This window comes from Roseospira goensis (assembly GCF_014197795.1).
Lineage (GTDB): Bacteria > Pseudomonadota > Alphaproteobacteria > Rhodospirillales > Rhodospirillaceae > Rhodospira > Rhodospira goensis.
In genome coordinates this window covers 66125-87426 of sequence record NZ_JACIGI010000002.1, presented here as the reverse complement: position 1 = coordinate 87426, position 21302 = coordinate 66125, and the positions used below count along the sequence as shown (strand labels likewise).

The window sequence follows — 21302 nt, the reverse complement described above, 5'->3', positions numbered from 1 at the left end:
AGAGGACCCCCGCCCATGAGCGCCGCCAGCCCCCTCGCCAACTGGGACGACCTTCTGGACTTCGACGGCCAGCTGACCGAGGAGGAGCGCATGGTGCGGGACAGCGCCCGCGCCTACTGCCAGGACAAACTCATGCCGCGGGTGCTCAGCGCCAACCGCGAGGAACGCTTCGACCGCGAGATCATGACCGAGATGGGCGCGCTCGGCCTGCTCGGCCCCACCATTCCGGAAGCCTACGGCGGCGCCGGCGTCAACCACGTCGCCTACGGTCTGATCGCACGCGAGATCGAACGCGTCGACAGCGGTTACCGCTCGGCCATGAGCGTCCAGTCCTCGCTGGTCATGCACCCGATCCACGCCTACGGCACCGAAGAGCAGAAGCAGGCATGGCTGCCGCGCCTCGCGTCCGGCGAGGCCGTCGGCTGCTTCGGCCTGACCGAGCCCGACCATGGCTCGGATCCCGGCGGCATGAAAACGCGCGCCGAGAAGACCGACGGCGGCTACCGCCTCACGGGCGCCAAGATGTGGATCACCAACAGCCCGATCGCCGACGTGGCCGTGGTCTGGGCCAAGTCCGATGCCCACGACGGCCGCATCAAGGGCTTCCTGGTGGAGCGCGGCATGCAGGGGTTCTCGACCCCCAAGATCGAGGGCAAGTTCAGCCTGCGCGCCTCCATCACCGGCGAGATCGTGCTGGACGGCGTCGAGGTGCCGGAGGCCAACCTGCTGCCCGGTGCCGCCGGCCTGGCAGGCCCCTTCGGCTGCCTCAACAAGGCGCGCTATGGCATCGCCTGGGGCGTCCTGGGGGCCGCGGAGTTCTGCTGGCACGCCGCCCGCCAGTACACCCTGGAGCGCACCCAGTTCGGCCGTCCGCTGGCGGCGACGCAGCTGATCCAGAAGAAGCTGGCCGACATGCAGACCGAGATCACCCTGGGCCTGCCCAGCGTGCTGCGCCTGGGCCGGCTGATCGACGAGGGTCGCGCCGTGCCGGAGGCCATTTCCCTCCTGAAGCGCAACAACTGTGGCAAGGCGCTGGACATCGCCCGCGTGGCCCGCGACATGCACGGCGGCAACGGCATCATGGACGAGTACCACGTCATCCGCCACGCCATGAACCTGGAGACCGTGAACACCTACGAGGGCACCCACGACATCCATGCCCTGATCCTGGGCCGCGCCCAGACCGGGTTGCAGGCGTTCACCGGATAGGTCCGCGGCCGATCCGCGAGCGGCGCCGGGAACCGCCGGGCGGATGACGCACTTGTTTCAGGGTCGATGATGGGTCATCTGTTTGTGTCAGAGCCCTTCATCGCCCGGAGACGTTCCCATGACCACGCCCTGCATCATCACCGTCGCCATCACCGGCTCCGTGCCGACCCAGCGCGACAACCCGGCCGTGCCGATCACGGTGAGCGAGCAGGTGGAGTCCACCCACGAAGCCTATGAGGCGGGCGCCTCGCTGGCGCATTGCCACGTCCGCAACGACGACGGCACCACCACCTCCGATCCCGAGAAGTTCGCCCGTCTGATCGAGGGGATTCGGGCGCACTGCCCCGGGATGATCGTCCAGGTCTCCACCGGCGGCCGTTCCGGCACCGGCGAGGAGCGCGGCGGCATGCTGGCCCTGAAGCCGGACATGGCGTCGCTGTCGACCGGATCGTGCAACTTCCCGACCCGGATCTACGAGAACGCGCCGACCTTCATCACCTGGCTGGCCGGCCTGATGAAGGAGTACGGCATCAAGCCGGAGATCGAGGTCTTCGACCTGTCCATGCTGTTCAAGGCGGTCGAGATGGCCGAGAGCGGCGAGATCGTCGGCCCGCTGCACGTGCAGTTCGTGATGGGGGTCAAGAACGCGGTGCCGGTCGACCGCGAGACCTTCGACTTCTATGTCCGCACGCTGCGCCGGCTGGCCCCGGACGCCACCTGGACTGGGGCCGGCATCGGCCGCCACCAGCTCACGTTGCACCACTGGTCTCTGGAGCACGGCGGCCACCTGCGGACCGGGCTGGAGGACAACGTGCGCCTGGACAAACACACGCTGGCCCCCTCGAACGCGGCGCTGGTGCGGCGGGCCGCCGAGGTGTGCGCGCAGTACGATCGCCATCCGGCCACCCCGGCCGAGGCCCGCGCCCTGCTCAAGCTGCCGGCGATGGCCGCGGCGGCCTGACGGCGGCGCGGCAGGCGCCCGGCGCGGCGCGGCGCCATCCGGAGACAGAGCCGAGCCGCGTCCGCGACGCCGATCAGCCCTTGCGGCCGCCCTTGCCGCCGCCTTTGCTGCCCTTGCCGGCGCCCCTCGCCTTGCTCTTGGGGGCGGCGGCGGGCTTGTCCTTGGCCGTGCCCTTGACCGGGTCCTGGGCCGTCCCCTGGGCCGTCCCCTGAGCCGCCGCCGCGGCCGGTTTGGCTATCGTCTTGGTGGCCGGGGTCGCCGCCGGTGCGGCCGGCTTGGGCGCGGGGGCCTGGGCCTGGGACGACGGCGCGGCCGGCTTAGACGCGGGGGCCTGGGCCTGAGACGTCGGTGCGGCCGGCTTGGACGCGGGGGCTTCGGCCTGCGGGGCCGGCGCGGCCGGCTTGGGCGCGGGCGCCTGGGCCTGGGACGTCGGTGCGGCCGGCTTGGACGCGGGGGCCTGGGCCTGGGACGTCGGTGCGGCCTGCTTGGGCGCGGGGGCTTCGGCCTGCGGGGCCGGCGCGGCCGGCTTGGGCGCAGGGGCCTGGGCCTGAGACGTCGGTGCGGCCGGCTGGGGCGCGGGGGCTTCGGCCTGCGGGACCGGCGCGGCCGGCTGGGGCGGGGAAGCCTCCGGCGACGGCGCGGTGGTGCGCGGCGCGACAGCCGCCTCCGGCTGCGACGCGGTGTGCGCGGCGGGCGCCGCCGAGGCCCCAGCCGACGCCCCAGCCGACCCTTCGGGCGCCGCCGCGGCCTGGGCCGCCTGGCTCTCCTGAATCTCGCGCAGCAACGCCCGCTGGCGCAGGGTCACCCAGACCAGCAACCCGATGATGAGAATGGCTTCCACAACGATCATCTTGGCCCCCGACGGCTCGATGTGGCGTCACGCAACACGGTGACGCGATGAGGTGATGAAGTGATGGTGTCCTGCCTTTACGCACCCACATGCCGACATGAGCGCATGGACAAGAGCGCATGCCGACAGAGGCGCGTATCCCGGCCGGATCGGTACGGGCCGCACCCGCCGGTCCCGCCGGTCGCGATGGCGCGCGGCACACCCCCGTCGGCCACGCCTTCCGGCACGCACGACCGCCGGACCCGCCGCGCAGCGGCGTCCGGCGCAGACACCCTACCAAGGGCAGGGGCTTGAGGTTCGCCCTCAGATCCTGCGTTTTCCGCCGGGGCGTCAAGGAAAAATCCGGCCCCCCGGCAAGCCGTGCACGGGCGGTCGCCCCCGCGCCGCCCGCCCCGCCGCCGCCCCGCCGGAGGGCGCCCGTCACGGCGACTCGCTTGCGGCCGTGTCGGGGTGCGGCGCGTAAAGAGACCCCCCGAACGGAGTTCGGGGGGTCTCCCTCCAACGAGAGGCTGGGGGGCAGTCGGGGGGGTGCCTCCCGTCGGATTTCGCTCGCAGCCGAGGCTTGGCGCGGCGTCCCGGACACTTGTCGACGAGACTGCACAGGCACCGGCCGGGGCCGGATCGGCGGAATCCGTCTTTGGTTGCGGGGTCCATCGAGTCCGCACAGGCCAATACTGTCCTGCATCCGGAACCACCCCGCCACTGTCTGAACGCTACCAGTGGAAACCTGAAACGGCAACTGTTTTTTATTGTGCCGCCTTTGCGCAGTCTTCGGGCAGAATTCGTTTCAATTTTTATATACTCTATGCGTAACCTGAAATGTCCGTTCCCGTCGTCGACGCATCGCCGGACCATGATAGCTCTCGAGTCCTAAGCCTGGTCCCGAAAGCGGTCGGGCCGCGCAGCCTGACATGGCAGCGCGGCCCGTTTCTTCTCGCTTTGGTCTTTTCTCCGTGCAGCGACGTCCGCCGCTCCCGAGACCCGAGACCAGGCTGATCCGGCCCCGCGGTGCACGCGGCCGCGACTCATGCATTTCGCGCGGAGTGACGTGATCCGCGCTAGTCGCGGAAGTTGTCGTGGCAGTCCTTGCAGGTGCCGCCCAGCTTCTGCATCAGCGGCCCCATGGCCTGCGGGTCGGCGTCGGCCGCCGCCACCGCCAGTTCGTCGGCGGCGGCACTCATGGCGTTCAGGCCGCCCTCGAAGGTATCCCAGTTCTCCCAGATCGCCGGCAGCGCGGTGGTGTCGGCCATGGAGTCGCGGGTATCGACCTCGAAAGCCGGAACGGACAGCTCGCCGGCGAAGGCGATGGACTTCGCCAGCCGCGCCAGCACCTTGCCGTCGAGCGCGCAGTCGCCCTTCATGAAGCAGCCCAGCGAGCCCATGCTGGCGCCGGCGATCGTCATCACGTCCTTGCGGTGCTGCACGGCCGCGTCGGCGTCGTCGGCGGCCATCGCAGGCTGGGCGCCGAGGCCGGCCACGAGCAGGGCAGCCGCCGTGGCAGTCAGGAGGTTGCGCATGGATGTCGTCTCCCTGTGACATGTCCAAGTGACATGGGTTGACGCCGGGTCCGCCCGAATGGCGCCAGCCGGACCCGGCCGCTCAAGAGCCCTGGAGGGCCGGGCGGGGCGCGCCCGGCGACGTCCACAACAGGGCCCGGTGCTGGAACCCTATGCGAAAGCGGACCCCTGTCAAGCAAACGCATGCCGTGCAGCAGACGGCTCACAACTCGCGCGCCAGAGAGTCCTCGTCCCCCCTGCTCTCCGCGCCGGGATCATCGCCGCCGCAGCGGGGGAGCGCGACGCGGAAACGGCTCCCCGCACCCGGGGCACTGTCGACGGTGATGGTCCCGCCGTGTCGTTCCGCGATGCGCTGCGCCAGCGCCAGCCCGAGCCCCGTGCCCGGGTACTCCTGCGCGGTGTGCAGCCGCTTGAAGATCTTGAACACCGCGGCGTGATCCTCGCGGGCGATGCCGATGCCGTTGTCGGCCACCTCGATGACCTGGGCGTCCTCGGCCGGCTGGGCGCGGACGCGAACCACGGGCGCAACACCGGGCCGGCGGAACTTGACCGCGTTGCTGATCAGATTCTGCATCAGCGAGACCAGTTGCACCCGGTCGCCGCGGACGGTCGGCAGCGGCCCGACCTCCAGGCGGGCGCCGCTGTCGGCGATGACCGCCTCCAGGTTCTTGCGGGCGGCCGCCACCACACCGTCCAGCGGCACCGGACGGAACGGGCGGTCGCCGGCCGAGACGCGGGAGTATTCCAGCAGGTCCAGGACCTGCGCCTGCATGCGCTTCGCGCCCTCTTCGATGAACCCGAGGAACTCGCGGGCGTCGGCGTCCAGGTGGGGCGCATATCGGTAGGTCAGAAGCTGGGCGTAGGCCACCATGCTGCGGACCGGCTCCTGAAGGTCATGGGAGGCGATCGACGCGAACCGCTCCAGCTCCGCGTTGGAGCGGCTGAGGGCATCCACGGTCTGGCGCAACGCCCGCTCGGAGAGGGTCCGCGCCGTCACGTCCTGCGCGGTGCCGATGACCCGCACGACCGCGCCGTCCGCGTCGCGCAGCGCCTTGCCCAGGGCGCGCACCCAACGCTCGGACTCGCCTTCCCTCACGTCCCGCTCCACGATGCGGAAGGTGCAGTCGAAGGTACCGCCTTCTTCGGCGGTCCGGATCGCCAAGGCCCAGGTCTCGTCCCAGTCGTCGGGATGCACCCGCGCCCGGAACGCCTCGACCGGCACGCGCGTGGTGCCGGGCGCGAAACCGTACAACGCCGCCTGATGGCCCACCAGGTCCACGGCGCCGGTGGCGACGCGCCAGTCCCAGATGCCCAGTTCGGCGGACTCCACCGCCAGATCGAGCTGGCGCTTGCTCTCCGCCAGGGCCTCGTGGGACGCATACTCGGCGCTGACGTCCCGGAACACCATCACGATCCCGTGCAGCCGGCCATCGGCATCGCGAATCGGCGCGGCGCTGTCGGCGACGTGGTACCGGGTGCCGTCGCGGGCCACCAGCGAGGTATGGTTGGCCAGCCCCACGGTGCGCCCTTCGGCGATCACCCGGGCAACCGGGGTCTCCACCGGGGCGCCAGTGCGGGTGTTGACCAGGACCATGACCTCGTCGACCGGACGCCCCCGGGCCTCCCGGATCACCCAGCCCGTCAGGCGCTCGGCCTGGGGGTTCATGCGGGTGACGCGGCCGGCCATGTCGGTGGTGACCACGGCCTCGCCGATGGAGTTCAGCGTTACGTCCAGTTCGCGCCGGTGCCGGTCGGTTTCGCGGTAGGTGCGCGCGACCACCATGCCGGCGGTCGAGACACTCGCCACCAGGATGGACTCGACCAGGAACGCCTGATCGTGCCAGCCCTGGAGCACCGCCGGCCCCAGCGCCGCGCCGTCGAGGACCGCCACGACGCCATGGATCACCGGTGTGACGATGGCCTGATACACCAGCAGGACCAGCGCGAGCCAGGCCGCGGCATACACCGCCAGGGACGGCACGCGCGCCACCAGCGCGGCGTGCACCGCGCGCACCACGATCAGGGCGGGCACCTGGATCATCAGGTTGCCGAGGACGGCCGTCGGCAGCGCGAGGACGTGGAACCCCGACAGCGACAGCAGCACCGCCAGCAGGATGGCCAGCCACAGGCGCCGCAACAGCGCGAATCCCATGAAGGCGAAGGCCAAGCGTCCGTCGAGGAAGACGACGGTATGGGGGATGTTGACGCTGACAAAGCTGGCGGCGACGCCCAGGGACCCCAGAACCGTGAACACGATGAGGTCGCGGCGCAGGGAGGCCGGAAGGTCGCCGGGTCCAGGCAGCCCGGCCATCGGTGGCACCGGCGGCGCCGGCGGCGCGTCTTCCCCTGCCTGGTCGGCCGTCATCCGTCCCTCACGCCGCCCGATGCCGCACCGGGCATCGCCGACAGAGCGCAACGACCCGGACCCGCAGCAGTATAAGTCCCGCCGCGCTGTGGGGCCAGTCGTCATGGCCCGCCCCTCTGAGGGGACCACCGGCGCCGGCGCCCGCGGGATGGACCGTCACGCCGCCGTCAGCGCGCCGGCAGCAGCCGCGCCAGCCGTCCGTCGGCGGTGTCGGTCAGGATGTAGATCGCCCCGTCCGGCCCCTGCTCCAGCGCCCGGATGCGGCCCAAAGCGCCCTCCAGCAGGCGTTCCTCCTCGACCACCGTGGTGCCGTCCATCTCCAGGCGCGCGACCAGTTGATACTTCAGGGCGCCGATGAAGACGTCGCCGCGCCAGTCCGGGAACGCACCACCGTCGTAGATCAGCATCCCCGACGGGGCGATGGACGGGTCCCAGTAGTACAGCGGCTGTGTCATCCCGGGCTTGTGCGTGCCCTCTCCCATCGGCGTGCCGCTGTAGTTGATGCCGTAGGTGACGACCGGCCAGCCGTAGTTGGCCCCCGCCTCCGCCACATTGAGTTCGTCGCCGCCACGCGGGCCGTGCTCCTGGAACCAGACGGCGCCGGTTTCGGGATGCACGGCGATGCCCTGGGCGTTGCGGGTGCCGAGCGCAAAGATCTCGGGCCGGGCATCCGGGCGGTCGACGAACGGATTGTCCTCGGGCACGGAGCCGTCCAGGTTCAGGCGCAGCACCTTGCCGGCCAGGTCGTCGAGCGCCTGGGCGCGCGGACGGTCACCGCGCTCGCCGGTGGTGATGTACAGCTTGCCGTCGCCGCCGATCGCCAGCCGGGAGCCGAAATGGCGGCCGCCGCGCGACGACGGCGTGGCGTCCACGATCACCGTCACGGCGCGCAACGTGTGGGCCTCGCGGTCGAACACCGCCCGCACCACCCGGGTGTGGGCCTGACCCCAGCCGGCCGGCTGCGACAGCGACAGGTAGATCCAGCCGGTCTCGGCGTAGTCCGGATGCACCAGCACGTCGAGCAGGCCGCCCTGCCCCGACGCCCACACCTCGGGCACGCCGGCCACCGGACGCGGGTCCAGCGCCCCGTCCACCCACAGCCGCAGGGTGCCGTTTCGCTCGGTGATGAGGGCGGCGCCATCGGGCAGGAACGCCATGCCCCAGGGATACGACAGGTGGTCGGTCAGCACCTCGACGGTAAAGGTCTGCTGCGCCGACTCCACCGTCCGGCTCTCGCCGGCAGACAGTGGCGCGGCCGCCGCCGGTGCCCCCAGGCCGACGAGCGCCGCCAGGAGCGGGATCGCGACCCAGATCGACGGCACGGACCGCGCGGGCGGCGACCTGCGGCGACGCGGCCGGACGCGCGGCGGACGGACGGGTGTCATCGGCGGTCTCCTGCGCAGGCGAGGCCCGGATGGGCCGTGTATCGTCGCGCGGCCCGGAGGGGCCGGTCCTCGTGATGTGGCCGCGCGCCCCGGCCCGCTCAAGGGTGGGGCCCCGGCCACCGACCCGCGAAACCGCCCGGACTGCCCCGGGCTGCCTCGTCCCGATGGAGCAGCCGCACCTCCCCCCTTCGATGCCCGGGTGTCAACAAAGGATGACAATCCGATGCGCACCTCGCCCCCCTCCGCTCGCGTGGTACGGTTCCAGGGTCAGATGGACATGCGGCCGCGAGGGCGCCGCGCTGCGGAGGGGTCCGGGGCGGCGGCGGTAGACCGGCCGCATGGTGGTGGTTCCGATGGTGGTCGGACCTGACGGGGCCCAGGTCGAACGCGGTCCCCTGCCACTGCTCGTCGGGTTGAGCGGTGTCCTCCGTATCCCTAACCTGGACAGACTTCAACGGGACGGTCGCTGTGGGCGGCGCGTCCCGTTCTCTTGTGGAGGCTCCTGTGTGGAGGCTCCTGTATGGAGGTTCCTGGGCGGGCTCCGGTCCCGACCGGGCCATATTCTTCGTTTCCCTGGCCCAACGGCTGTGGCAGAACACCCACGCCGGGACCGCGGTGCCACGACCGAACGGCCGGGCTCCCTTGTGCGCGGGCGCGCGCACCCTTACGTGACCCGCTCAATGCGCCCCCGCGTGTCAATGCGCCCCCGCGTGGCCGCGCGTCGCCCCTGTGTGCCTGGCCGATGCGTGACGGGCCGGCCGGACCGGACCGTCGCGGCGGGACCGGTTCGCCCGCCCGTGCCGTCGGCAGCACGCCGGGGCGCTTCATAGTCTTGACGACAGGCAGACATCGGAACCCCCATGGACGACAGCCTTCCGCGCCCCGCCCTACAGGCCGAGACCCCGGAGCCCGGTCCGGCCGACACGACTGCCCTGACCCTCGGCTTCGGCCTGGACTTCGCCGCCCTGTACGACAAGGGCGGGCTGGCCCGGGTGGACGCGGCCTTTCTCGACCACCTGCGCGGCACCGACGCCGGCCTCGCCGATCGCCTCGCGGCGGCGCGGCAGGCGCCGGACACCCTCGACCGGAAGGCCGAATCCGCGCTGATTCTCGATTTGGCGCCGCATCTTGAGGACTTTCTCGGCCTCCTGTTCGGCATCGGCGCCGCGATCCGGGCGAAGGCGGCGGAGCACGACCGCCTCGCCGTGCTGTTCGCCTGCAAGCGCCTGTTCGTGCAGCGCATCGCCTTCAAGAAGGTCAAGCCGGACGCCGCCGCAGCCCTCGACGGCCCGGCCCTGGAAGCGGATCTGGCCGCGCGCCTGGGCGGCCCGGTGACCGAGACCCGGTTCGCCGACCAGGTCATGGCCTGGATGGAGGACGAGGCCGCCCACGCCGACGACCTCGACCTGGCGATGCGGTTCGCCGCCTGGGCCGGGCTGACGCCGGAAGGGCGCGCCCGCAGTGCCGACGGCGTGCTGTTCAAGCAGCCGAAGAAGAACGACCCGATGGCGCTGATCCCGCTGGAGGCGGACCCCGACGGCGCCCTGCCCCGGGTGCGGCTGCCGGCCCACCACCAGCGCCGGCGCGAAGGCTTCGCCCTGACCGACCCGGGGGCCGATCTGGTCAAGGGCCTCGACGAGGCACACTACTGCATCTTCTGCCACCACCAGGGCAACGACAGTTGCTCGACCGGCCTGAAGGACCGCAAGACCGGCGCCGTCCAGGTCAACGCCCTAGGCCGCGAGATGCTGGGCTGCCCGCTGGAGGAGAAGATCAGCGAGATGCACGAGGCCAAGACGAAGGGGGGCTTCGTCGGCGCGCTCGGCATCATCACCATCGACAACCCGCTGTGCGCCGGCACCGGGCACCGCATCTGCAACGACTGCATGGTCGCCTGCATCTATCAGAAGCAGAAGCGCGACCCGGTGAACATCCCGGAGGCCGAGACCCGCATTCTCAAGGACGTGCTGGCGCTGCCCTGGGGCTTCGAAGTCTACAGCCTGCTGACCCGCTGGAACCCTTTGAACATCCGCCGCCCACTGCCGCGCCCGGACACCGGCAAGCGCGTGCTGGTGGTCGGGCTGGGGCCGGCCGGCTACTCGCTGGCCCATCACCTGATGAACGACGGCCACGATGTCGTGGGCATCGACGGCCTGAAGATCGAACCGCTGGACCCCGCCCTGTCCGGCGTCGATGCGCTGGGCACCCGCGTCCCCTTCACACCGGTGCGCGACGTCGAGGCGCTGCGCGAGCCGCTGGAGAGCCGCGTCATGGGAGGCTTCGGCGGCGTGGCCGAGTACGGCATCACGGTGCGCTGGGACAAGAACTTCCTCACCGTCATCCGGCTGCTGCTGGAACGCCGGGCGGAGTTCGCCATGATCGGCGGCGTGCGCTACGGCAGCACCCTGCCGCCCGAGGCGGCCTATGCGATGGGCTTCGACCACGTCGCCCTGTGCATGGGCGCCGGCAAGCCGACCATCGTCCCGATGGAGAACGGCCTGGCCCGCGGCGTGCGCCAGGCGTCGGACTTCCTGATGGCGTTGCAGCTCACCGGGGCGGCGCGCGCCGACAGCGTCGCCAACCTGCAACTGCGCCTGCCCGTGGTGGTGATCGGCGGCGGCCTGACCGCCGTGGACGCCACCACCGAGGCGCTGGCCTATTACCCGGTGCAGGTGGAGAAGATCCTCGCCCGTCACGAGGCCCTGGTGGCCGAGCGCGGCGAGGCGGCGGTGCGCGCCCGCTGGAGCGAGGAAGAGCGCACCATCATGGACGAGTTCCTGGCGCACGGCCGGGCGATCCGGGCCGAACGCGCGGCGGCCGCCGCCGAGGGCCGCGAGCCCCGGATCCGCGAGTTGCTCCAGTCCTGGGGCGGCTCCGGCATCGTCTACCGCCGCCGCCTGACCGACTCCCCGGCCTACCGCAACAACCACGAAGAGGTGGAGAAGGCCCTGGAGGAGGGCATCACCGTCGCCGAGCTGTGGAGCCCGGTGCGGGTGGAACTGGACCGCTTCGGCCACGCCGAGGGCCTGCTGGTGGAGCACCGCGAGACCGGCGAGCGCCGCACCATCCCGGCGCGCTCCATCATCGTCGCCGCCGGCACCGTGCCCAACACCACCCTGGCGCGGGAGCACGAGGGCCAGTTCGCCCTTGACGGCAAGTTCTTCCAGGCCGTCGACGAGACCGGCGCCCCGGTCTCGCCGGAGCGCCGTGCCAAGCCCGCGAAGGCCGACGTGCTGATGGCGGTGAACGACGACGGCACCTCGATGAGCTTTCTCGGCGACCTGCACCCGTCGTTCGCCGGCAACGTGGTGACCGCCTTTGCCTCGGCCCTGCGCGCCTATCCGGTGATCAGCCGCGCGCTCGACCGCCGCCCCGCCGGGACGGAAGCGCGCGACCGCCTTTTCGCGCGCCTCAACGCGGCGCTGCGCCCGGTGGTGCACAGCGTGGAGCGGCTGACGCCGACCATCGTCGAGGTGGTGGTGCGCGCGCCCCTGGCGGCCCAGGGCTTCCATCCCGGCCAGTTCTACCGCCTGCAGAATTTCGAACGCTTCGCACCCCACGCCGACGGCACCCTGCTGGCGATGGAGGGGCTGGCGCTGACCGGCGCCTGGGTCGACCGCGAGGCCGGCCTGTTGTCCATGATCGTGCTGGAGATGGGCGGCTCGTCCGACCTGTGCGCCCTGCTCAAGCCGGGCGAGCCGGTGGTGGTGATGGGGCCGACCGGGGCGCCGACCGAGATCCCGGCGGGCGAGACCGTGCTGCTGGCCGGCGGCGGCCTCGGCAACGCGGTGCTGTTCTCCATCGGCACGGCGCTGCGGGCGGCCGGCTCGAAGGTGCTGTACTTCGCCGGCTACAAGGCCATGCGCGACCGCTTCAAGGTCGATGATATCCACGACGCCGCCGACGTGGTGGTGTGGTGCTGCGACGAGGGGCCGGGCTTCACGCCGGCGCGGCCGCAGGACAAGGCCTTCGTCGGCAACATCGTGCAGGCCATGGTGGCCTACGGCGACGGCACCCTGGGCGAGACCACCGTGCCACTGTCCGACGTCGACCGGGTGATCGCCATCGGATCGGACCGCATGATGCAGGCCGTGGGCACGGCCCGCCACGACGTGCTGGCGCCGTTCCTGAAGCCGGGCAATCTGGGCATCGGCTCCATCAACAGCCCGATGCAGTGCATGATGAAGGAAATCTGCGCCCAGTGCCTGCAGCCGCACGTGGATCCGGTCACCGGCCGGCAGACCATCGTGTTCTCGTGCTTCAATCAGGACCAGTCGCTGGACACGGTGGACTTCAAGGCGCTGCACGAGCGGCTGGGCCAGAACACGGCGCAGGAGAAGCTCACCGCGGCCTGGATCGACCGCTGCCTGCACACCCTGGGGGCGCGCGCCGACCAGGCGGCGGAATAGCCGGGCCGGGCGGCCCGGAGCGCGGATGGCGCTCAATGTAGGGCCGGAGCGCGGATCGCGCTCAATGTAGGGCCGGAGCGCGGATCGCGCTCAATGTAGGGCCGGAGCGCGGATCGCGCTCAATGTAGGGCCGGAGCGCGGATCGCGTGACTCCGCCCTGGATGTGTGAGTCGCGGCCGATGGCGGCAAACCGAAATCGCGCCGCGAGCCCGGTGTGTCGTCATCGGCTGCAACGCGAACGACCCCGCGCCGGGGCGCGGGGTCGCACGACAGAAGAGACGGGCGTGGGCGCCGCCGACGTCCGTCCTAGAGGGGAACGCCCGAATACGGACTCGCATGGTGATTTCGAATTCGCGCGTTCCGCTCTGAAACCAACAGATCGCGCCGATTCACGCTCGAAATCGGCCCCACCCCGGTGGTTCCGATTTCGAGCGATCGGCGCTAGTTCTTCGCCTTGTCCACCAGGCGGTTGGCGGCGATCCACGGCATCATGCCCCGCAGCTTCTCGCCCACCTCCTCGATCGGGTGTTCGGCGTTCAGGCGCCGGGTGGCCTTGAACTCGGGCTGACCGGCCTTGCACTCCTGGATCCACTTGCTGGTGAAGCGGCCGGTCTGAATGTCCTCCAGGATCCGCTTCATCTCGGCCTTGGTGTCGTCCGTGATGACGCGCGGCCCCGAGGTGTAGTCGCCGTACTCGGCGGTGTTGGAGATCGAGTAGCGCATGTTGGCGATGCCGCCCTCGTAGATCAGGTCCACGATCAGCTTCACCTCGTGCAGGCACTCGAAGTAGGCCATCTCGGGCGCGTAGCCGGCCTCCACCAGGGTCTCGTAGCCGGCCTGGATCAGGCTGGTCAGGCCGCCGCACAGCACCGCCTGCTCGCCGAACAGGTCGGTCTCGCACTCCTCGCGGAAGCTGGTCTCGATGATGCCGGAGCGGCCGCCGCCGATGGCGGAGGCGTAGGACAGGCCCAGTTCATGGGCGTTACCGGAGGCGTTCTGGGCCACCGCGATCAGGCAGGGCACGCCGGCGCCGCGCACGTACTCGGAGCGCACGGTGTGGCCCGGGCCCTTCGGCGCCACCATGAACACGTCGAGGTCGGGACGCGGCTCGATCAGGCTGAAGTGGATGTTGAGGCCGTGGGCGAACGCGATCGCAGCGCCCTCCTTCATGGTGCCGGCCAGGTGGTCGCGGTACAGGTCGGCCTGCTGTTCGTCGGGGGTGAGGATCATCACCACGTCGGCCCAGGCGCCGGCCTCGGCCGGGGTCATGACCTTGAGGCCCTCGGCCTCCGCCTTCTTACGGCTGGACGAGCCCTCGCGCAGAGCCACGGCCACCTCGGCCACGCCGGAGTCGCGCAGGTTGAGGGCGTGGGCATGGCCCTGGCTGCCGTAGCCGACGATGGCGATCTTCTTGCTCTTGATGAGGTTCACATCGGCGTCACGGTCGTAATACACGCGCATGGTTCTTGGTTCCCTGGGATGATGTCGCGGTAGCGGTAACAGGATGCGGACGCAAGGCCGCGCGGGGGGCGCCGGCCGGCCTACAGCGGCGCGTTGCCGCGGGCGATGGCGGCCACGCCGGTGCGGCTGATCTCGGCCAGGCCGAGCGGCTCCATCAGCTTGATGAAGGCATCGAGCTTGTCGGTCTTGCCGACGATCTCGAAGACGAAGGACTCGTTGGTGCTGTCGACCACGTTGGCGCGGAAGATGTCGGCGATGCGCAGGGACTCCACGCGCTTCTCGCCGGTGCCCACGACCTTGATGAGCGCCAGCTCGCGCGCCACCGACGGCCCCTCCACCGTCAGGTCGGAGACCTTGCGCACCGGCACCAGGCGGCCGAGCTGGGCCTTGATCTGCTCGATCACCATCGGCGTGCCGGAGGTGACCAGGGTGATGCGCGACAGCTTCTCGCCGGGATCGACCTCGGCGACGGTCAGGCTCTCGATGTTGTAGCCGCGCCCGGAGAACAGCCCGATCACGCGCGCCAGGACGCCCGCCTCGTTGTCCACCAGCACGGCGATGGTATGGGTGCGGATGTCCTGCTGCGTCATCATGAGGTAAGACATGACCCTTGTTTTCCTGTTGTCTTGACGCCGGTCGGCGGGACCCGGCCCCGCCCCGGGGGCGCGCTCGGATCTCGCCGGCGGTCCGCCGTCCGCGCCCCGGCCCGGCCGGGCCGGGGGGACGGCCGGATCAGACCAGCACCATGCCGTGATCGGAGACCTTGGTCCCGGCGCCGTCTTCCGGCCCGAGCAGCATCTCGTTGTGCGCCGCGCCCGACGGGATCATCGGGTAGCAGTTCTCCGACGGGTCCACGTGCACGTCCATCAGCACCGGCTTGTCGCTGTCGATCATGGCCGTGATGGCGGCGTCGAGGTCGCCGGGCTTGTCCACCACCAGTCCCAGCCAGCCGAAGCTCTCGGCCAGCTTGGCGAAGTCCGGCAGGGCATCGCTGTAGCTCTCGGAGTAGCGGCTGCCGTGCAGCAGCTCCTGCCACTGGCGCACCATGCCCATGTACTGGTTGTTGAGCACGAACACCTTGACCGGCAGCCGGTACTGCGTCGCCGTGCCCATCTCCTGCAGGTTCATCAGGAACGAGGCTTCGCCGGCGATGTCGATGACCAGCGACTCCGGATGGGCCACCTGCACCCCGATCGCGGACGGGAACCCGTAGCCCATGGTGCCCAGGCCGCCGGAGGTCATCCAGCGGTTCGGTTCCTCGAATTTGTAGAACTGCGCCGCCCACATCTGGTGCTGGCCCACCTCCGTGGTGATGTAGGTATCGCGGTCCTTGGTCAGCTCGTACAGGCGCTGGATGGCGTACTGCGGCTTGATGACGCTGTCGGTGTCCCGATAGGCGAGGCAGTTGCGCGCCTTCCAGGTGTCGATCTGGCCCCACCAGGCGGCCAGCGCCTTCTGGGTCGGGCGCACCTGGCGCGACTTCCAGACCCGGATCATGTCCTCGACCACATGGGCCACGTCGCCCACGATGGCGAGGTCGACGGCCACGTTCTTGTTGATCGACGACGGGTCGATGTCGACGTGGATCTTGCGCGAGTTGGGCGCGAACGCATCCAGCCGGCCGGTCACCCGGTCGTCGAAGCGTGCGCCGATGCAGATCATGACGTCGCAGTCGTGCATCGCCATGTTGGCCTCGTAGGTCCCGTGCATGCCGAGCATGCCCAGGAACTGCTGGTCCGAGGCCGGATAGGCGCCCAGGCCCATCAGGGTGCTGGTGATCGGGAACCCGGTCGAGCGCACGAAGCTGGTCAGCAGCTTGCTCGCGTTGGGACCGGAGTTGACAACGCCACCGCCGATATAGAACAGCGGCTTCTCGGCCGTGCCCATCATCTCCACGGCCTTCTCGATCAGCTTGAAGTCGCCCTTGACCTGCGGCCGGTAGGAACGGTGCTTGACCCGCGCGGCCGGGATATAGGGCGCCTTGCCCATCAGGATGTCCTTGGGCAGGTCGACGACCACGGGCCCCGGCCGGCCGGTGTTGGCGACCAGGAACGCCTCATGGATGGTCCGCGCCAGCTTGTCGGACTCTTTCACCAGGTAATTATGCTTGGTGCACTGACGCGTAATGCCGGTGGTATCGGCCTCCTGGAAGGCATCGTTGCCGATCAGGAAGGTCGGCACCTGACCGGTCAGGCAGACCACCGGGACGGAGTCCATCAGCGCGTCGGTCAGGCCGGTGACCGCATTGGTCGCGCCCGGACCGGAGGTGACCAGCACCACGCCGACCTTGCCGGTCGAGCGGGCATAGCCCTCCGCCATGTGCACGGCGCCCTGTTCGTGGCGGCACAGCACGTGACGGATCCGGTTCTGCTTGAAGAGCGCATCATAGATCGGCAGTACCGCGCCGCCCGGATACCCGAAAATGACCTCTACGCCCTGGTCCGCCAGAGCCTTGAGGACGATATCGGCGCCGGTGAGCTGCGTCTCTGACATGGTGCGCATCCTTCGGTGTCAGACGGAAGGTGTCGGACGGGAGTGGAACAGAAGCCCCGCCGGGGGCGGCTCGGCACGCATGGCGGCTGGCCAACGGGCCGCACGGGCGAGCCGACCCGCTCGCGCCGCCAGACGGCGACGGCGCGGGGGAGCGTCACCGTAGTCCGTGCCCCTTACCCGGTCAACAAAAACCGGCGAACGATTGCAAAGGTTTGCGCCGTCAGTCTTTCCGAAAATTTCACACCATCGGGGCTGGACAAGACGGCGTCGGCCGTCGTCTGGCCCCGCAACCAGGTGCGCTGGCGCTTGGCATACTGGCGGCTGGCCGCCTGCATGCGCGCGACCGCGGTGTCCAGGTCGATCTCGCCGCGCAGGTGGGCGGCCAGATCCGGACCCCCCACCGCCTTCATCACCGGGCGGTCGGGCGGCAGGCCGCGGGCCAGCAGCGCCCGCACCTCGTCCAGCGCGCCGGCAGCGATCATGGCGTGCACGCGGGCGTCGATCGCGGCGCGCAGGGCCTCGCGGTCGGGATCAAGCACCAGCGTCAGGGTGCGGGCCGCCAGCGGCGGCGCCCGGCGCGGTTGCGCCTGCCACCACGCCAGCGAGCGGCCGGTGGCCTCCAGCACCTCCCAGGCCCGCGCGAGGCGCTGGGTGTTGCCGGGGTCCAGGCGCGCGGCCATCACCGGGTCGCGCGCCGCCAGGGCGGCGTGAACGGCCGCGTTGCCCTCGGCGGCGAGGCGCGCGCGGGCGGCGGCGCGAATCTCCGGCGGGATGTCCGGGACGGGCGCCAAGCCCTCGGTCAGGGCCGCCATGTACAGCCCGGTGCCGCCCACCAGCACCGGCACCCGCCCCGCCGCCCACGTCTCGCGCACCGCCTCGGCGGCCATCTCCGCCCAGCACGCCGCCGAGCACACCTCGGCGCCGTCGAGCCCCCCGTACAGGCGATGCGGCACGCGGGCCTCGTCGTCCGGCGTCGGCCGCGCCGACAGGATCCGCAGGTCACGATACACCTGCAGGCTGTCGGCGTTGATCACGGTGCCGTCGAAGGCCTCGGCCAGCGCCAGCGCGAGGGCGGACTTGCCGCTGGCGGTGGGGCCGGCGAGGAGGATCAGGGGGGAGAGTGGGTGGCTCATGCGGGTCAGACTGGCGCGTTGAGGGCGGATCGGCCAGCGCCATATACTGGGCGCAGGGTCCGCCACGCCAGAGCGGAGGACACGCCCATGAGCGACGAGCCCGACACCAGTCTGCTGGTCTATCTCTGCTGGTCTATCTGCGCCGTCTGGACGCGAAGTCCGACGCCATGGGGGAAAAGCTGGAGGAAGCGCTCCTGCGTCTCACCCGGTTGGAGTCTGGGCAGGCTCGCATCCGGCAGGACTTGGGTAGTCACGCCGAGACCGAGGCCCATCTCCAGGCCCAGATCGACCGCCTGCGGGCGGACGTGGACCGCATCAACCGCCGCCTCGACCTGACCAAGGTGTAGAGCCGATTGTTCGAAATCGGAACCGCCGATGCGGTCCGATTTCGAATGTGAATCGGCTCTACATTATTGATTTTACAGCCTATTATCGCGACGAACCGTAATCGCGCCGCGAGTCCGGTTTGTCGCAATCGGCTTCAGGTCGCGGCCGCGGGCGCGCCTCTACTCCTCGTAGGCCTCCAGCCGGGTCAGGGTCCAGCCGTCGCCGTCGCGGCGGCTGTAGTCGGCCTCGACCACCACGCCCTCGACCACGTGCCGGAAGCGCAGGTGCGCGCGGTCGTCGCCCAACTCCAGGGCATCCACCATCAGAATGTTCTGATCGTCCGTCGCCCCCACCCGCACCTCGGCGGATCCCTCGCGGATCACGACCGGGCGGCCGAACAGGCTGAACGGGCCGAGACCCAGGTCGGTCGTGTTATGCACGGTGACCGGCAGCCGGCGGGGCTGCGCCCCGATGTGGAAATAGGGCTGCACGCTTTCGTGCATCACGGCCTGCTCGAACAGCGGCCCCACGGATGCCTGTGTCATGTCGGTCTCCCTCGGCGCCGGACTGCAGGCGGTCACCAGCCCCAGGCCCAGCGCCACTCCAAGTCCCAGCGCGGCCCGCGCCACGACCCGCGCCACGACCCGCGCGGCGGCCGTCGGCGGTCGCGGGTCGCGCCGCCGGGGTGCCCGCGTCCTCACCGCCGGCAGGTCGGCGTACCGCAACTCGCTGGGTGAGCGGCCGTCGCCCTGGTCCTCTTCACCGGACGGTTGACGTCACGGCCGTAGGCGGCCCGTTCGAACGCCTTGCCTTCCTCGCCGGGTTGGTCCTTGCCGTCCTTCCAGTCGCCCCAGTGCACCAGTTCGTGCAGGATCGTCGACTCGACCAGAAGCTGCCAGTCGGGATCCGTCGCGTTGTGTTCGAAGGTATCGGCCACCGCCTTGGCCAGTTCGATGGCGTCGGGATCGGTGCTGCCCCGGAAGCGCCCGTTGGCGCCGGGCATCTGCTCGATCTTCAGGCGCGGCAGCGTGCCGTCGGTCAGCGCCGCCCGGGCCTTCGCGTCGCTCAGTTCGCTGTACTTCAGGAACGCCGCCCAGGTGCGCCGGTTGGTCGTGGCGCGGGCGTAGAGCTGTCGGGAGACGAACTCCTTGAGCTTCGGGTAGCCCGGGGAGAGCGCGTTCAGGATCATGCCAGCCTCCCGCCCCCAGCCTGCTGCCCGCAGCCTCCTGGCCGACGTACCGCCGGGGCTGCCACGCCGGTCCGGTCCGATCCAGCCCGGCACGGCCGTGCCGGGACTCCCCACGGTCCCCTTGATCCGACTATACGCCGCTGCCACGAGACCGCAACGACGACCGGGCCGGCACGCCCCCCCACCGACACCCGCGCCGCCGGGCGCCGCCCGATCCCCGCCGTTTCGGGCGGGGCGGCTCAGATCAGGTTGGGCAGCACGCGGTCCGGCGGCCGGTGACCGTCGGTGAAGGTTTTGATGTTGATGAGCACCTTCTCGCCCATGTCGATGCGGCCCTCGATGGTGGCAGAGCCCATGTGCGGGATGGCGACCACATTGTCCATCGCCAGCAGCTTCGGGTTGACAGCCGGCGCGTGCTCGAACACGTCCAGGCCGGCCCCGGCCAGCTCACCGTTCGTCAGCATGCGCACCAACGCGTTCTCGTCGATCACTTCGCCGCGCGCGGTGTTGACGATGTAGGCCGTCGGATGCAGCAGCCGCAGCCGGCGGCCCGACAACAGATGGTACGTGGCCGGCGTGTGCGGGCAGTGGATCGAGATGACGTCCATGCGCGCCAGCATCTGGTCCAGGCTGTCCCAGTAGGTGGCCTCCAGCTCGGCCTCGATGTCCGCGTGCACGGGGCGGCGGTTGTGGTAGTGGATCGCCATGCCGAAGCCGCGCGCGCGCCGCGCCACCGCCTGGCCGATGCGGCCCATGCCGACGATGCCCAGCCGCTTGCCCCAGATGCGGTGGCCCAGCATGTGGGTCGGCGACCAGCCGGTCCACTTGCCGGAGTGCAGCAGCCGCTCGCCCTCCACCAGCCGGCGCGGCACCGCCAGGATCAGTGCCATGGTCATGTCGGCGGTGTCCTCGGTCAGCACGTCCGGTGTGTTGGTCACCGTGATGCCGCGCTGATGTGCCGAGGCGACGTCGATGTGGTCGACGCCGGTCCCGAAGTTGGCGATCAGGCGCAGATTGGGCCCGGCCTGGGAGAGCACCGCCGCGTCGATGCGGTCGGTGACCGTGGGCACCAGCACATCCGCCTCGGCCATGGCCGCCGCCAGGTCCTCGCGGCTGAACGGATGATCATCCAGGTTAAGCTGGACGCGAAACAGCTCGGCCATCCGCGTTTCGATCGCCTCGGGGAGCTTGCGCGTGACCACAACGAGGGGCTTGGACGTCGGCATGCGGCCTCTTCCTCTCCGGTGAAGGGGGGCGGTCGGGGGGACAGACCCGCAGGTCGGGCAGATGGAGAACGTCGCGTATGTGTAGCCGGTTGCCGGCCCACCTGTCCAGAAACCAACGGCGCGCCCTGGGCGCGGGATCGCGACCCGGGATGCGCTTTACCGTATTTTGGTCACCTTCGCTCGGTCTAAAAGGCGGTCGCCCCCGTCCCCCTGACTCTGTCCCCCCTCACAGGAGCCCGCCATGCTGTCCCGCCGCGCCGCCCTCGCCGCCGTCGCCGCCCTCCCGCTCGCCGCCTGCGCCGCCCCCGGCGACCTGGCCCCGCCCGAGGTCGCCCTGCGCGACGTCCGCTTCATCGAGGCCGGCCTGCTCCAGCAGGACGTCGACCTGCTGCTGTCGGTCACCAACCCGAACACCCGCGACATGCCGATCACCGGCATGCGCGCCGCGGTCGAGCTGAACGGTCGCCCGCTGGCGCGCGGCTACTCCAACGAGACGCTGACGGTGCCGCGGCTGTCCACGCAGACGGTGCCGGTGCGCGCCCAGATCGGCTCCCTGGAGCTGGTCCAGCAGGTGCTGGCCCTGGGCAACCGGGGGACCGTGGACTATGTGTTGAGCGGCGAAGCCTTCGTCGGGCGCTTCCAGAACGAGCCGGTACCGTTCCGCAAGACGGGGTCGCTCAACGTGCTGTCCGGCGGCGGCGTCCCCACCCTGACCACCCGCTGACACGACCCGCCGCGCCGCGTCCGCCGGCGGGTCGTCTCCCGACCCGCACCGGA

The 21302-nt window shown here is 70.7% G+C and carries 16 protein-coding genes; 5 read left to right on the top strand and 11 right to left on the bottom strand.

Annotated elements, in window-relative coordinates; genetic code table 11:
• The first annotated feature begins 15 nt into the window (after positions 1 to 15).
• A complete protein-coding gene (locus GGD88_RS01430; protein WP_184431064.1) occupies positions 16 to 1209 on the top strand; it encodes an acyl-CoA dehydrogenase in 1194 nt (397 codons plus the stop codon).
• Positions 1210 to 1327: 118 nt separating this feature from the next.
• Complete coding sequence (locus GGD88_RS01425) at positions 1328 to 2170, top strand: 3-oxoadipate:acetyl-CoA acetyltransferase (RefSeq protein WP_184431063.1); 843 nt, start codon at positions 1328 to 1330, stop codon at positions 2168 to 2170.
• Positions 2171 to 2243: 73 nt separating this feature from the next.
• Here GGD88_RS01425 and GGD88_RS01420 read toward each other — a convergent pair whose 3' ends face one another.
• From GGD88_RS01420 to GGD88_RS01405, 4 genes are all read right to left on the bottom strand, one after another.
• A complete protein-coding gene (locus GGD88_RS01420; protein ID WP_184431062.1) occupies positions 2244 to 3020 on the bottom strand; it encodes a hypothetical protein in 777 nt (258 codons plus the stop codon).
• Positions 3021 to 4078: 1058 nt separating this feature from the next.
• Entirely contained in the window at positions 4079 to 4537 is a 459-nt protein-coding gene (locus GGD88_RS01415; protein WP_184431061.1) for a c-type cytochrome, read from the bottom strand.
• Between the two features lie 202 nt (positions 4538 to 4739).
• A complete protein-coding gene (locus tag GGD88_RS01410) occupies positions 4740 to 6902 on the bottom strand; it encodes a sensor histidine kinase (RefSeq protein ID WP_184431060.1) in 2163 nt (720 codons plus the stop codon).
• Between the two features lie 167 nt (positions 6903 to 7069).
• Complete coding sequence (locus GGD88_RS01405) at positions 7070 to 8287, bottom strand: PQQ-dependent sugar dehydrogenase (protein ID WP_184431059.1); 1218 nt, start codon at positions 8285 to 8287, stop codon at positions 7070 to 7072.
• Between the two features lie 860 nt (positions 8288 to 9147).
• On the opposite strand from GGD88_RS01405, the gene GGD88_RS01400 reads away from it, so the two are divergent.
• Entirely contained in the window at positions 9148 to 12696 is a 3549-nt protein-coding gene (locus GGD88_RS01400) for an FAD-dependent oxidoreductase (RefSeq protein WP_184431058.1), read from the top strand.
• Positions 12697 to 13137: 441 nt separating this feature from the next.
• Here GGD88_RS01400 and ilvC read toward each other — a convergent pair whose 3' ends face one another.
• The 4 genes from ilvC to miaA form a co-directional block, all read right to left on the bottom strand.
• Positions 13138 to 14157, bottom strand: coding sequence for a ketol-acid reductoisomerase (gene ilvC / locus GGD88_RS01395; protein WP_184431057.1), 1020 nt, complete (start codon positions 14155 to 14157; stop codon positions 13138 to 13140).
• Positions 14158 to 14237: 80 nt separating this feature from the next.
• A complete protein-coding gene (gene ilvN, locus GGD88_RS01390) occupies positions 14238 to 14762 on the bottom strand; it encodes an acetolactate synthase small subunit (protein ID WP_246423493.1) in 525 nt (174 codons plus the stop codon).
• A 127-nt stretch (positions 14763 to 14889) separates the two neighbouring features.
• The gene (locus GGD88_RS01385; protein ID WP_184431056.1) at positions 14890 to 16650 is read right to left on the bottom strand and encodes an acetolactate synthase 3 large subunit; all 1761 of its coding nucleotides are present in this window, start codon (positions 16648 to 16650) and stop codon (positions 14890 to 14892) included.
• A 173-nt stretch (positions 16651 to 16823) separates the two neighbouring features.
• Entirely contained in the window at positions 16824 to 17783 is a 960-nt protein-coding gene (miaA, locus tag GGD88_RS01380; protein WP_184431055.1) for a tRNA (adenosine(37)-N6)-dimethylallyltransferase MiaA, read from the bottom strand.
• A gap of 167 nt (positions 17784 to 17950) precedes the next feature.
• Here miaA and GGD88_RS01375 point away from each other — a divergent pair, with 167 nt between their 5' ends.
• The gene (locus tag GGD88_RS01375; RefSeq protein WP_184431054.1) at positions 17951 to 18130 is read left to right on the top strand and encodes a hypothetical protein; all 180 of its coding nucleotides are present in this window, start codon (positions 17951 to 17953) and stop codon (positions 18128 to 18130) included.
• Positions 18131 to 18289: 159 nt separating this feature from the next.
• On the opposite strand, the gene GGD88_RS01370 is transcribed toward GGD88_RS01375, so the two are convergent.
• The 3 genes from GGD88_RS01370 to GGD88_RS01360 all read right to left on the bottom strand — a co-directional run bounded on the left by GGD88_RS01370 (position 18290) and on the right by GGD88_RS01360 (position 20525).
• Entirely contained in the window at positions 18290 to 18655 is a 366-nt protein-coding gene (locus GGD88_RS01370) for a hypothetical protein (RefSeq protein WP_184431053.1), read from the bottom strand.
• Positions 18656 to 18807: 152 nt separating this feature from the next.
• Positions 18808 to 19299, bottom strand: coding sequence for a hypothetical protein (locus GGD88_RS01365; protein ID WP_184431052.1), 492 nt, complete (start codon positions 19297 to 19299; stop codon positions 18808 to 18810).
• Between the two features lie 239 nt (positions 19300 to 19538).
• Complete coding sequence (locus tag GGD88_RS01360; RefSeq protein WP_184431051.1) at positions 19539 to 20525, bottom strand: 2-hydroxyacid dehydrogenase; 987 nt, start codon at positions 20523 to 20525, stop codon at positions 19539 to 19541.
• Positions 20526 to 20766: 241 nt separating this feature from the next.
• Between GGD88_RS01360 and GGD88_RS01355 the strand changes: the two genes are divergently transcribed.
• Positions 20767 to 21249: an LEA/WHy family protein gene (locus GGD88_RS01355; protein WP_184431050.1), complete on the top strand. Its 483-nt coding sequence runs from the start codon at positions 20767 to 20769 to the stop codon at positions 21247 to 21249.
• Positions 21250 to 21302 lie beyond the last annotated feature (53 nt).